Here is a 14,053-nt window from a genome sequence, read left to right as displayed (position 1 = left end):
AAAACAAAAATCGACGAAAAGGCCGGTATCTCCGACTTGACCTTATTCGAGAGCTCTACCGCCATTCCCTTCCGAGCAGACCGTAGCACGGCCCGCTCATCCAGCTGTTAACCCTGGGCTTCTCGGATGTGGGGGGGCATTTCTCGTAGCAGAATCGAGGGCTTTAGCGGTTATTATCCCTCGTGGATTTCCGCGTGGTGCAGCCTAGGCTTTGGTGTCTCGAGCTTCCAGGGAGGACGGCATTCTTACTGATTCAAGCGAAGGACCTACACATTGAATCTAAATTCAACCACGTTCCGTAGCCGAATAACCTCTAACGAGCGAAAATCTTCCTCACATCGAGAGCAGTAAGGTGGGTTGAGCTGTGACGAAACCCACCACCGTTTACGACGGAGGGGGTGCGCTGGCCGTGTTCGCCAAAGGCCTATGACCCCAGGCAAGGGCACAATCACGTAAAGGGGATCAACGCCGCATGCCTCCATGGTTACCTTCCTCCGGGCCAGCACGCCGGAGGACATCGCCGTACAGCTCACAGTGGTCGCGGCCGGGGCATGACAGCAGTCGGTGGAACGCCGAAAGCCTGCTTGAATACCCGGCTGAAGTGTGCCGTATCGCTGAAACCCCACCGGAAGGCGACGGCGGTGACTGTCGTGGAGGCCGAAGCGCCGATCAAATCCCGGCGGCAACGCTCCAGCCGCTGCTGACGAATCCATCGCGCTACCGGCGTCCCCGACTCGGAGAAGATGAGGTGCAGAGTTCGCATCGAGATCCAGTGCGCCGCGGCAATGGAACGGACTGACATCTGGCGGTCATCGAGCCTTTCCAAGATGTACTGCTGAATTTCCGCGAGCAGTTCAGCGCGTTGCCCGGATCCTGTCTCCTGGGCGGGGGCGACGGCAGAGTCGATGAGATCGAGGAGTCCGTTCACCGTCCGGTTCACGGCGTCGTCACTGAGATGGTCCAGCTCGCGGGCGATCCCCCGTATTTGGCTTGCAGCGATGGAAAGTGTGCCGGCTCCGGGCCGCGCGGCGAGGGGACGGCTACGCCCGAGCATTGACAAGATCGACTGCGGAACGCGCGTCACCGGAATCAGCAGCGACAGTTGACGGTGCTCGCCATCGCTGTCGAATGTCCCTGCCCGATCGCTGTCCCAGACGAACAGGTCGCCCGGCTTAATCGTGAACCGGTCCTCTCCATAAGTGCATACCATCTGACCACTGACCTGCAGTTGGATGCCCACGATGTCGGGGGTGATTGCCGAGGGGCTGTGTTGACCCCCGAACGCCGAACAACGCACATCAGCGACCTTCAAGGTCCCCGCTCCCCGATAGCGGATGCGGGCTGCGTAGCTGTTCTCAACCGGCGTCGAGAGATCCCAGTCCATGTGGAGCGCACGCATCTTCTCCGCCCAAGCCTGGAACCGTACCTTTTCCGGCAAGAGGTCTGTGGACCAAGTCAGCACTTCAGTCATAGATCGTCTCCCCTCAGCTCCATCACGGACCTTCCGTACGCCATCACCAGCCTCTGCGGTACGCGATTTCTGTTCCAACGCCCCACGCTTGCACGAACTGGCAAGGCCTGCTGCACGGGTAGTCATGCATGCGGCATCACAACCGGCCTACCGTGTGTCCTAGATCATACGCGTTCACCCGCGCTGCCCGTGCATCAGAGCTGCATCCCCACTCCGGGGAACGCGCAGGCATCCAAATCTTAAGGAGAGACAATGGCTCAAATCACCGAACACATTGACGTCCTGATCATCGGTGCCGGCCTGTCCGGCATCGGTGCGGCCGCCCACCTGGTCCGGGAGTGCCCCGATAAGCAATACACGGTCTTAGAGTCGCGCGGCGCTATCGGCGGTACGTGGGATCTGTTCCGCTACCCCGGTATTCGTTCCGATTCGGACATGTACACCTTCGGCTACGCCTTCAAGCCGTGGACGGAGCCGAAGGCGATCTCTGACGGGGCGTCGATCAAACGGTACGTTGAGGAGACTGCCGACGAGCACGGGATCACCGGGAACATCCGGTTCCACCACCGGGTATTGTCCGCGGAGTGGTCTACCGCCAACGGGCGCTGGACGGTCACCGCCGAACGGTCCGACACCGGGGAAAAAGTTGTCTTTACCGCCCTCTGGGTTATCGGCGCCACCGGCTACTACCGCTACGACGAAGGCTATCGGCCGACTTTCGAGGGCGAGGAGCGATTCGGCGGTCAGATCGTGCACCCACAGCATTGGCCGGAAAATCTGGACTACGCAGACAAACGCGTCGTCGTCATCGGCAGCGGCGCGACGGCCGTGACCCTGGTACCGAACATGGCCGAGAAGGCAGCGCACGTCACCATGCTGCAACGCACTCCCACGTACATCGCATCGGTGCCGGCTGTCGATCCGCTGGCCGATGTGCTGAGACGCATGCTGCCGGCTTCCGTGGCATATCCGGCTTTGCGGTGGAAGAACATGCTGAACCTGCACCTCAAGTACACACTCAGCCGCAAAAACCCGAACATGGTTCGCGCCAAGATCCGCAAGGAAGCAGTCAAGTTGCTCCCCGCCGGTTACGACGTCGACACGCACTTCAACCCTCCCTACAACCCCTGGGACCAGCGTTTGTGCGCGGTCCCGGACGGGGACCTGTTCACGGCACTGCGTGGTGGCAAGGCGTCGATTGCAACCGGGCGAATCCGCACGCTTAACAAGGACGGGATCGTACTTGAATCGGGCGAGGACCTGCCCGCAGACATCATCGTGACGGCTACCGGACTGAACCTTCAATGGCTGGGCGGAATGACACTGAGCGTCGACGGCGAGAAGGTCGACGTCGGCGAGCGGTTTGCCTACAAGGGCATGATGATCTCAGGAGTGCCCAACCTGAGCATGGTCACGGGATACACGAATAACTCCTGGACGCTGAAGGCTGACCTGGTCAGCCGCTATGCGTGCCGACTCCTGCAGCATCTGGACGCGAACGGCTACGTTTCCGCAACCCCGCTCACCCCCTTGGGCGAGACCCCCCGCCCCTTCCTGGACCTCGACGCCGGTTACATCCGGCGTGGAGTGGACGGGATGGCTAAGCAGGGCACGCAGGTGCCTTGGCGGCTGCACCAGAACTATATGAAGGACATTCGGCTGCTCAGCGGCCGTCAGCTGGAGGACGGGAGCATGAGCTTTCAACGGCGGCGGGCAGCCGGGGAATCGTCCGAGGAGGTGTTCCGCGATCCTGCCACGCAAACGGTCGCAGTGAACGGCGGGCAGGTCCGCTACCGCGATGAGGGGGAAGGAACCCCGGTTGTCATGGTGCATGGCATAGGCCGCAGCCTCGAGGACTGGAACGAGCAGCACGAGCTTCTTGCTGCCCAGGGGTACCGTCTCATTAGCGTCGATTTGGCAGGCTACGGCGGGTCCCAGCCGCTGGACGAGCCATACTCACTGCCCGCTCTGGCCCGGTTCCTCGGCGCCTTCTTGGACGCGGTGGGCATCACCCAACCCGCCCACATAGTTGGCAACTCTCTGGGCGGTGCCGTCGCCATGCAGCTTGCCGTAGACGCGCCCCAGCGCGTGCGCAGCCTCGTGCTCGCCAGCAGCGCCGGTTTCGGCCGGGAGGTCGCACTGCCGGTCCGACTGATGTCAGTCCGGCCGCTAGGCAAGCTGCTGCTGAGCAAGCCCAGCCCCGCCTCGTCACGCCGGCTGGAACTCAGCCTCTTCAATGACCCGGCGCTGGTCACAGACGAGCGGGTGCAGCTGGGATACCGTCTGGCCTCCCGACCACACGCGAGCCGCGTGTTCCTGGACACCGCCGCAGCTCTCGGCACGTTCCGCGGTACCAATGAGGTCTGGCGCAAGGAGCTCATGGAAGGCTTGGCCGCCCAGCCTGTGCCGACCCTAGTCGTCTGGGGAGACAAGGACAATATTTTTCCATTCGCCCACCTCGCCGCTGCGGCCGAGCGCCTGCCACAGGCGCGGACTCATGCCTTCCGCGACGCCGGACACATGCCCCAGATCGAGCGGGCCAAGGAATTCGCCGACCTGATTACGGGGTTCTGGGCCGACGAACCGGTCCGGCTCTCGACCGCCAGCGAAGGCGCAGCCTGAACCAGCCAGCAGTTGTCCGACAGGCAGGGTCTCCCAGGAGGATCGTCCTGCCCATGAACGAGCGGGCGCGGTGACTGCCCGAGGGCGGAGGCAGGAACCGGTCCTGCCTCCGTGCGGCAGGACAACGTTAACCGGTCCTATCTGCCCACACCCGTACTTACGAAAGGAACACAATGTCGAGTCTTCAGAACCTGGGGCTAGGGTCCTGGCCGCGCCGACGTGCGCTACTCAGCCCAGACCGCGTGGCCTTGGATTTCGAGGACACGGTGATGACGTTCGCACAATTCGCCGACCGCGTAGAGGCGCTTTCTACCTGGCTGGCCCATCGCGGGGTTGGGTCCGGCGACCGGGTGGCCTACTGGGGCGCAAACCATTTGGCACTGCTGGAGACCCTGTTCGCTACGACGCGGATTGGGGCGATCTGCGTGCTGGTCAACGCCCGCCTCGCTCCGGCAGAGGCGGAGTACATCTTGCGAGACAGCGGTGCCGCGGTGCTTTTCTTCGGCCGCGAGCAAGCCGAGGCTGTAGGGATGATCTCCCGGCGGATCCCTGCCGGCTTACTGGTCGACGTTGACGGCACGGGGGCGGGGGTGGTGTTCACGCCAACCCCGGAGATGGACCCGGTGCCGGAGGCGTCCTGCGTTCTCGATGATCCGGCAGTACTGATGTACACCTCCGGCACCACCGGACGGCCCAAGGGCGCGGTGCTGACCCATGGGAATCTGTTCTTCAACGACGTGAACGTCCTGATCGAAAACGACATACGCCCGGACGAAGTGTGCCTGGCGGCCGCGCCGCTGTTCCACATCGCCGGGCTCAACGGCTTGGTGCTTCCGGCGTTTCTCAAGGGCGGCACCATAGTGGTACACCGGCGCGTAGAACCGGAGGCGATATTCACCGCGATCCAGGACATGGGGGTGACAAGCCTGTTCGCGGTCCCGGCGATGCTCGACGCCTTGGCCCACCATCGCCTGTTCAATCAAACCGACCTGTCCTCGCTGCGCACCATCGTCGTCGGCGGGGCCCCCGTACCGGAACGCATTCTGCGTGTCTGGGCCGAACGAGGCGTGGCCGTCCAGCAGGGCTACGGCCTCACCGAAACCGCTCCGGCGGTGCTCAAGCTTGCCGCAGAGGACGGGATCCGGAAGGCCGGGTCCGCCGGCAAACCGCAGTTCCTCGTCGATGTCCGCCTCGTAGCACCGAATGGCAGACCGGCATCCCCCGGGGAAATCGGTGAAATCCAGACGATGGGACCCAACGTGATCGGCGAGTACTGGCAGCGCCCCGAGGCTACCGCTGCCGCGTTTGCTGACGGCTGGTTCCGCACTGGTGATGCAGCCGTGCAGGACGAGGAGGGTTACTACTGGATTCGGGACCGGTACAAGGACATGTACGTCTCAGGCGGGGAGAATGTGTACCCCGCGGAGGTGGAGTCCGCCTTGCTGAACGTCCCCGGTGTCGCCGAGGCCGCTGTTATCGGTGTGCCTGATGAACAGTGGGGCGAGGTAGGCAAAGCCTTCATCGTTCCCGAACCAGGAATCCGGTTGACGAGCGAGGAGATCCGTGCGGCCCTGGGCAACGCCCTGTCTCGGTTCAAAATTCCCAAGCAGATCGAGTTCATCGACCGCATGCCGCGCACTTCAACCGGCAAGTTGCTGAAAACCGATCTTCGCAGCCGTCAAGGAGTTCCGCTATGAGCCTGCCATCCACCGCTACCGCCCAGATTCATGACCTGTTGCTCTTCGAGACGTTGCTGGATCCTTTCGAGCGGGAGGTGCTGGAAGAATTTCGTTCCTTTCTAACCGACGTGGATGACGCGATGCTGAACGACGCCTGGGAGAACGCTGAATTCCCGTTCGAGCTCGTCCGATCCTTGGCAGCAGCCGGACAACTGGGCCGGCACCTGAACACCGGGCTGGAACCCACTCATCTGCTGCGCGGCATGCTCACGGCGGAACTCGCTCGCAAGGACGCCTCTCTGGCTACCTTTGCCGGCGTCAGCGGCTCGCTCTTCGGGCTGTCGGTGCGCCGCTTCGGCTCCCCCTCGCAACAAGCCCGCATCCTGCCCGCTGTCGCCAGCGGCGAGTTGGTTGGCGCGTTCGCGCTGACCGAGCCGGGATCGGGCTCCGATATCGCCGGTGGCATGACTACCACTGCCCGCCAGGACGGCACGGACTGGGTCATCAATGGCTGCAAACGGTGGATCGGCAACGCTACCTGGGGCCACCAGGCCGTCGTTTGGGCCAAGGAGCAGGGCGGGGACGGCCGCTTTCTCGGATTCATCGTGCCCACGGACAGTCCCGGATGGTCGGCCGAGAAGATCGAAGGCAAGTTCAGCCTACGCACGGTGCAGAACGCCCATATCACCCTGACCGATGTCCGGGTTCCGGACACGGCCCGGCTGCCGGGCGTCAGTTCCTTCCGGCACATCTCCGAAGTGCTCAAGTCCACACGCCTGGAGGTTGCGTGGACAGCGCTGGGCAACGCCCTCGGAGCGTTCGACGCGGCTTTGTCCCACGCGATGGAACGCCATCAGTTCGGCCGTCCGCTGGCACGGTTCCAACTCGTGCAGGACCTGCTGGTCCGATCCGAGGTGAACATCACGTCTTCGGTCGGTGCTCTCGTCCAAGCCGCCCGGCTGGCTGACCGGGATGAACTCAGAGAAGAGCATGCCTCACTGGTGAAACTGATGGCCGCCTCCCAAGCCCGCCAGACCGTCGCCCTGTGCCGGGAAGTGTTCGGAGGCAACGGCATCGTGCTGGAGAACAAAGTAATGAAGCACTTCATGGATGCCGAAGCGATCTACACCTTTGAAGGCACCCACCAGATCAACACCTTGATAGTCGGACGGGCCCTGACTGGCTCCTCGGCATTCGCCTAACCCTGCTAACTCATCTGGAGATCCACCGTGCGCCAAACAGTCCTTGTGTCTTATGCCCGCAGCCCTATCGGCCGTGCATTCAAGGGATCCTTCAACGACACCCCGGCCCAGACTCTGGCCGGGCACGCCATCACCCACGCGGTCCAGCGCGCCGGGCTGGCACCCGGGGAAGTCGACGATGTCATCCTCGGCGCAGCACTGCAACAAGGCGCCCAGGGAATGAATCTGGCCCGGCAGGCGGCTCTGCGCGCCGGACTGCCCGTCACCGTGCCCGGCATGACAGTGGACCGCCAATGCGCCTCCGGTCTGATGGCCATTGCCGCCGGAGCCCGCATGATTGAAGGGGGTGATGCTGACATTGTTGTCGCCGGCGGAGCCGAATCCGTGTCCCTGGTGCAGAACCAGCACTTCAATGCCCACCGCGCCCAGGATCCCTGGCTGGAAGCCAATGTTCCGTGCATCTACGACAGCATGCTCCAGACTGCCGAAGTTGTCGCCCGACGCTACGGCATCTCCCGCGAGGCTCAAGACCTCTACGCCGCCGAATCGCAGCGACGCACCGCCGCCGCCCAAGAGCGCGGCGCTTTCGACGCCGAGATCGTCCCGCTGCCCCTGCACCAGCCCGGCCAGCAGGACGACGCGCCGGCCGACTCGACCGGGGCCTTGAGCCGTGACGAGGGCAACCGCCCGGAAACCACCGTCGAAACACTGGCCCGGCTCGGTCCTGTTTTGAACCGGGACGGGCGACACCCGGGGCGCTTCAGCGTCACTGCCGGCAACGCTTCCCAGCTCTCCGACGGGGCAGCCGCCCTTGTTCTGATGGAAGCAGCCGAAGCCTCCCGCCGGGACCTCGAACCGCTCGGCATCTTCCATGGTGTCGCGGTCACCGGCTGCGCACCTGACGAGATGGGCATTGGCCCGGTCACCGCCGTTCCCAAGCTGCTCGCAAGGCATGGTTTGACCGTCGACGACATCGACCTGTGGGAACTCAACGAAGCATTCGCTTCCCAGACGCTCTACTGTCGGGACGCCCTGGGCATCGACCCAGAACGTTTCAACGTCGACGGCGGGGCAATCTCCGTTGGCCATCCCTACGGCATGAGTGGTGCCCGCATGGCCGGGCACGCGCTGCACGCCACTCGGGAACGCGGCGGCAAGCATGCCGTTGTGACCATGTGCATCGGCGGAGGCATGGGCGCCGCCGGACTCTTCGAAGCGCTCTGATCCGCTGTTTTACGCCGACACATTCAAGGACCACACGAAAAAGGGAGAAAGTATGCAAAACCTCACCGTAATCGGCGCAGGTGTCCTCGGATCACAGATCGCTTTCCAAGCCGCCTATCAAGGCAAAGATGTACTTGTCTGCGACGTCAGCAACGAGATACTTGCCAAACTGCCGGCCCGCTGGGACTACCTCAAGCCGCTCTACCTGCGCGATCTGTCTGGTGCCACCATTGAAAAGCTCGATGCCGCTGCCGGACGCATCCTCACCTCAAGTGATCTGGCCCATGCTTTGAAGGACGCCGACATCGTGATTGAGGCGGTCCCCGAGGTGCTGGGGATCAAACGCGATGTATGGGCGAAGGTCGGGGCAGCGGCACCCGAACATACGGTCTTCGCTACCAATTCCTCCACGCTTCTGCCGAGCGACATCGCAGACGCCACCGGCCGCCCCGAGATGTTTCTGGCTCTGCATTTCTCCAACGAGATCTGGCGTCAGAATATCGGCGAGGTCATGGGGCATGCCGGCACCGCCCCGCAGCACGTGGACGCAGTGGCCAAGTTCGCCGACGAGATCGGAATGATCCCGGTGGTACTTAAGAAGGAACAGCCCGGTTACATCGTGAACTCGCTGCTGATTCCGTTCATGACGGCGGCCGCGAAACTGTACGTGCGCGACGTCGCTGCTCCAGCGGATATCGACTCCACCTGGCGCACGGCCACGGGTTCACCCTTCGGCCCTTTCGAAATCCACGACATCATCGGCATGGAAACGCCCTACAACCTCAATTCCCGCAGCGAGGACGCAGAACTTCGGGAGTTTGCGGAGATCCTCAAACGCGACTTCATTGACAAGGGGCGGTTGGGGCGTGCTGCGGGGAAGGGATTCTACGACTACGACCAAAGCGCGATCTGACCAGCGTGTTCTTTGGAGGGCACCCGAGACGCCCCGGAGGTACGCCTCGGGAGGAGCCCACTGACCTTCCGGCGGCCAATGACGTACGTGAGAACGACCTCGTCGCCACTTGAAAAGGGGCGTACCTGCGCCCGTGTGTAGGCGTCCACCTCCCGCAAGGCGTTATTAGGCACCATCTCTGTCTGACGGAGTGCGTTCGATCGCGACGCCTCCACACCTAGTGAGGAACGAATCCCATGAACCACAGTGCTTCAGAAATCCGTGTCACCACGGCCGGCAACAGCCGGGGCCTCGGCCGACGGCCCGGGCCCGTCCAGGGCTACTCTCTGATCATCGCAAGCTGTATGCCCGCCCTGGGCGCGGTACTGATCGCACCAGTCCTGCCCAGCATGGCTGGAGCTTTCGGATCTACCCCCGGCGTCGGCGTCCTGATTCCGCTGATCCTTACGATTCCTGCCCTGATGATCGCAGTCACGTCGTCCATCGCGGGAATCATTTTGGACCGGCTCGGCCGGAAGAAGGTACTGCTGACTGCGATGATCCTCTATGCAGGCTTCGGGACCGCGCCACTGTGGCTAGACAACCTGCTGGCCATCCTGATTTCCCGGGCGGGCCTGGGTATCTGCGAGGCCTTCATCCTCACGGGTTGCCTGGCACTGACGGCCGAATACTTCCAGGGGCCGGAGCGCGAGAAATACATCGGCTACCAAGCAGGCATCAGCACCCTCGCGGCTACGGTGTTCCTCTTGGTGGGCGGGCTCATGGGACAGTTCGGGTGGCGGGCGCCTTTCTGGCTCTACGGCATCAGCCTGCTCATCGGAGTGGCCATCCTCTTCGTCATCTGGGAGCCTGAACGCCGGGCAGAGGGCGTCCGAAAGGTGCCCACCCCCTGGCGTTTGATCCTGGTCCCGTGCCTGGTAACGCTCTTTGGCGGCCTGGTGTTTTTCACGGTTGTCGTGCACATGCCGTTCGTCCTGACGGCTCTGGGCATGGCCGATCCCGCTGCTATCGGGCTGGCTTCAGCTATCACGGCCTTTGCGGGGGCCCTAGCCTCTTTCGGCTTCCGGGCTGTTGCTCGACTCGGTGTGACACGGCTGTTGACTATCGCGTTCAGCATCGCGGGCATCGGTTTCATTGTCGTGTGGTTCGCACCCACTGCGGTGGGGGCGGTGGTCGGCGCGGCCATCGCCAACTTCGGCGCCGGCCTCATGCTGCCTACTCTCGTGGCCTGGATGGTGGGGCGCTTGCCGCGAGAGCACATGGGTGCCGGCTCAGGGGCCTTGCAGACTTCCTTGTGGATCGGGCAGTTCTCGACCTCAATCATCATTGGTGCTGTGGCAGCAGCGCTCGGCGGACGGCTCGATGTGGCACTCGGGCTCCTGGGGCTCGCCTGCCTGCTGGCCGCAGTGTTGACCGCTTTGCTGCTGCGCACAGGCAAGGCAACCTGGGGCGGCACCGAGGAATCGACTTCCTCGACACGCGAGGAGACCGTCGGGAGCCTCTAGAAAAATTACTCCGACAGTTCAAAGAAATGCGGGCGCACGACGGGTCTCGAGACGGACGCCTCAAGGTGGTGTCTCGACAATTTGGGTAATGACAAGCAAACGAAACACACAAAGCAATAGAAAGGTCGACAATGACAACCCCTGATTTTGATTTCATCGTGGTCGGAGCAGGCTCAGCCGGCTCGGTGATCGCCCGCCGACTGATTGATGCGGGCAAGACCGTTGCCGTGCTGGAGGCCGGCGGCGAGGACACCAACCCAGTCATAGCCGATGTCTTCGCGGCCGGGGCCCTTTGGCACGGTCCGGAGGATTGGGACTACTACACCACGGAGCAGGAAGCCTGCGGCGGCCGGAAACTGCACCTGCCGCGCGGCAAGGTCACCGGAGGCTCGCACGCCCTGAATGCCACTATCTGGGTCCGCGGCGCCAAGCAGGACTATGACACTTGGGCCTATCTCGGCTGCCCCGGCTGGAACTGGGACGACGTGCTGCCGGTCTTCAAGGCCATTGAAAATTACGACGGCGGTGCTTCCAAAACGCGCGGTGCTTCCGGCCCGCTCGACGTAGTCAAGGATTTCCCGCGCAACCCGGTCCAGGACGACATCCTCGAGGCCGCGCTGGAAGTCGGCGTCAAGCTCAATGAAGACTACAACTCGGGCGACGTCGAAGGCGCCTCCAAGATGCAGTTGAACGTGCGCAACGGCAAACGGTTCAACACCTGGCACGCCTACCTGAAGCCCGTCGTCGGACATGAAAACCTCACCCTCATCACCGGCGCCCACGTTCGCCGGCTCCTGATGGAGGATAGAACCGTCACCGGCGTCGAATACCACAAGGACGGTGGAATCCTGACGCTGACCGCGGGCGAAATCATCCTGGCTGCCGGCGCCATCAACTCGCCGGAACTGCTGCTGCGTTCCGGCATCGGGCCCGCCGAAGAACTGCGCGAAGCGGGCATCGAACCGGTCCTGGACCTGCCCGGCGTCGGCAAGAACCTGCACGACCACCTGCTCTCGCCGGTCATCTTCACCACCACGAGGAAGGAAGTTCCGCCGTCCCAGGTGGGCGCTGCGGAGACCCACCACTTCTGGAAGAGCAACCCGGATCTGGCCGTGCCGGATACGCAGCCGATCCACTTTTCCCTGCCCATGTACTTCCTGGACTCAATGACCGGCCCGAGTAACGGCTTCTCCCTGATCGGCGGCATCGTCCGTCCGCTCAGTCGTGGTGAAATCAAGCTGTCGGGTCCCAACGCCGAGGATCCAATCGAGATTGATCTGGGCGCGCTGACCGCCGAAGAGGACGTCCGTGCTCTCGCAGCCTCCGTCCGCCAATGCCGCGAAATGGGCCGCACCGCAGCCCTGACCGAATGGGGGCCCGAAGAGGTATATCCCGGACCGGAGTACTCGGACAGCGACGAGGACCTTGAACGCTACGTCCGCGAAACGGCCGTCACCTACCACCACCAAGTCGGCACCTGCAAGATGGGCCTCGACGAACTCGCCGTCGTCGACCCCCGCAGCTTGAAGGTCCGCGGTTTCAACGGCGTCCGCGTTGCGGACGCATCGGTCATGCCGCTCGTCCCCACCGGCAACACAAACGCGGCGGCAGTCCTCATCGGTGAAAAGGCCGCCGAATTCATTACAGGCATTCGGGCCTAGCTCGGCGCGGAGCCGAGTCAGCACGCACTGGGAGGGCCGCCGAAGGCTTCAAAGGGCCACCAGCGACTGGGAGGTCTGATGAAGCCATCACCCCGTGTTGGCACAGCGAAGAACTTTGCACCGGCGGCAGACCGCCAACATCGAGTCATTCGCCGAAACTCATCGGTTCACCATATGCCGAAAAATGCCCCCACCCCTTCCATCTGCACTTCCAGAGACTCAAAAGAGCACAGGAGAACAAAAATGACCACTGCAACCACGCAACGCGTGTTCGAGACAGCGGCAGATCTGCTCGCTGCCATCCAACCAGCCACCGGTGGACGCGAAATCTTCGACCCCGCCACCGGTGAACTCGTAGGCCGGGCACCCGAACACACGGCTGCGGACCTCGAAGCAGCCGTCAACGCTGCCCGGGAGGCGCAGCCTGGATGGGCTGCCCTCGGACACGAGGAGCGCAGCGCTTACCTGAACCGAGCCGCCGACGCCGTGGAAGCATCAGCAGAGGCCCTCGCCGAGTTGCTCTCCCGGGAGCAGGGCAAGCCGCTGAACGGGCCGAATGCCCGCTTCGAGGTCGGGGCGTGCGCTGCCTGGCTGCGCGCCACGGCATCCTTCGAACTCGAGCCGGAGGTGCTGGTCGACGACGACGGCGGCCGCGCCGAACTGCACTACCGACCCCTCGGTGTGGTCGGCGCAATCGGGCCGTGGAACTGGCCGATGATGATCGGCGTCTGGCAGCTCGCCCCGGCCCTGCGCATGGGCAACACCGTCGTCATGAAGCCGTCGAGCTCCACGCCGCTGTCGGTCCTCGCGCTGGTGCACGCCCTGAACACCGCGCTCCCGGATGGCGTCTTGCACGTATTCTCGGGAGACCGGACCGTCGGCAACCTGCTGGTCGAACACCCCGGAATCGCGAAGATCATGTTCACCGGCTCAACCGCCGCGGGCAAGGCGATCATCCGCAACTCCGCAGATACCGTGAAGCGCCTGACCATGGAACTCGGCGGGAACGACGCCGGCATCGTACTCCCCGATGCCGACCCGCGGGCGATCGCCCAGGATTTGTTCTGGGGCGCGTTCATCAACACCGGCCAGACGTGCGCCGCGCTGAAGCGTCTGTACGTGCACGAGGACATTTACGAAGATGTCGTCACCGCGCTGACCGAAACCGCAAAGGCCATGCCCATGGGTATCGGCTTGGACGAGAACAACGTGCTCGGCCCGCTGCAGAACAAAAACCAGTTCGACATCGTCGCGAACCTGGTCCAGGCGGCCAAGGACTCCGGCGCCCGGATCGTCCTCGGCGGCAACCCCGAAGAGGGCCAGCCGGGCTACTTCTACCCCACCACCCTGATCGCTGACATCAACAACGACAACCCGCTCGTCGCCGAGGAGCAGTTCGGCCCGGCCCTGCCGATCGTCAAGTACTCCAGCGTGGACGAAGCCATTCACATGGCCAACGCCCTCGAAGTCGGGCTGGGCGCCTCCGTCTGGTCCTCCGACAAGGACAAGGCCCGGGAGGTTGCCGCCCGGATCCAAGCCGGCACCGTGTGGATCAACAAGCACGGCGCCGTAGACCCGCGGATCCCGTTCGGCGGTGCCAAGCAGTCCGGCTACGGCCTCGAATTCGGCGTGGAAGGCCTCAAGCACCTCGGCCAACCCCACGTGATCAGCTACTGAGCACCATACCGCGGGCAATGGGGTCGCGCCGCAATCGGCTCCATTGCCCGCGCCAAATGCTAGTTACCGAAGAGACCCGAATATTTGTGCCGCGCGGTC

General features: G+C 63.5%; 9 protein-coding genes. 8 read left to right on the top strand and 1 reads right to left on the bottom strand.

Annotated elements, in window-relative coordinates; all coding sequences use genetic code 11:
- Positions 1 to 529: 529 nt before the first annotated feature.
- Positions 530 to 1,471, bottom strand: a complete 942-nt coding sequence (locus AB0N75_RS02805; protein ID WP_364644722.1) for a helix-turn-helix domain-containing protein — start codon at positions 1,469 to 1,471, stop codon at positions 530 to 532.
- A 252-nt stretch (positions 1,472 to 1,723) separates the two neighbouring features.
- Here AB0N75_RS02805 and AB0N75_RS02800 point away from each other — a divergent pair, with 252 nt between their 5' ends.
- From AB0N75_RS02800 to AB0N75_RS02765, 8 genes are all read left to right on the top strand, one after another.
- A complete protein-coding gene (locus tag AB0N75_RS02800) occupies positions 1,724 to 4,093 on the top strand; it encodes an alpha/beta fold hydrolase (protein WP_364644719.1) in 2,370 nt (789 codons plus the stop codon).
- Between the two features lie 173 nt (positions 4,094 to 4,266).
- Complete coding sequence (locus AB0N75_RS02795; RefSeq protein WP_364644716.1) at positions 4,267 to 5,790, top strand: long-chain fatty acid--CoA ligase; 1,524 nt, start codon at positions 4,267 to 4,269, stop codon at positions 5,788 to 5,790.
- Positions 5,787 to 6,974: an acyl-CoA dehydrogenase family protein gene (locus AB0N75_RS02790; protein WP_364644713.1), complete on the top strand. Its 1,188-nt coding sequence runs from the start codon at positions 5,787 to 5,789 to the stop codon at positions 6,972 to 6,974. Before AB0N75_RS02795 ends, AB0N75_RS02790 begins: the two co-directional genes overlap by 4 nt.
- Before the next feature lie 45 nt (positions 6,975 to 7,019).
- Entirely contained in the window at positions 7,020 to 8,198 is a 1,179-nt protein-coding gene (locus AB0N75_RS02785) for an acetyl-CoA C-acyltransferase (RefSeq protein WP_364644710.1), read from the top strand.
- Positions 8,199 to 8,250: 52 nt separating this feature from the next.
- Positions 8,251 to 9,111, top strand: a complete 861-nt coding sequence (locus tag AB0N75_RS02780) for a 3-hydroxyacyl-CoA dehydrogenase (RefSeq protein WP_364644707.1) — start codon at positions 8,251 to 8,253, stop codon at positions 9,109 to 9,111.
- A gap of 236 nt (positions 9,112 to 9,347) precedes the next feature.
- Entirely contained in the window at positions 9,348 to 10,616 is a 1,269-nt protein-coding gene (locus tag AB0N75_RS02775; RefSeq protein ID WP_364644704.1) for an MFS transporter, read from the top strand.
- 131 nt (positions 10,617 to 10,747) lie between these two features.
- Positions 10,748 to 12,277, top strand: a complete 1,530-nt coding sequence (locus tag AB0N75_RS02770; protein ID WP_364644701.1) for a GMC family oxidoreductase — start codon at positions 10,748 to 10,750, stop codon at positions 12,275 to 12,277.
- A 243-nt stretch (positions 12,278 to 12,520) separates the two neighbouring features.
- Positions 12,521 to 13,954 (top strand): aldehyde dehydrogenase family protein, encoded by a 1,434-nt coding sequence (locus AB0N75_RS02765; protein WP_364644698.1) that lies wholly within the window; start codon positions 12,521 to 12,523, stop codon positions 13,952 to 13,954.
- Positions 13,955 to 14,053: the final 99 nt, after the last annotated feature.

The organism is Arthrobacter sp. NPDC089319 (assembly GCF_040684925.1).
GTDB lineage: Bacteria > Actinomycetota > Actinomycetes > Actinomycetales > Micrococcaceae > Crystallibacter.
This window is presented reverse-complemented; position numbering and strand designations above follow the sequence as displayed.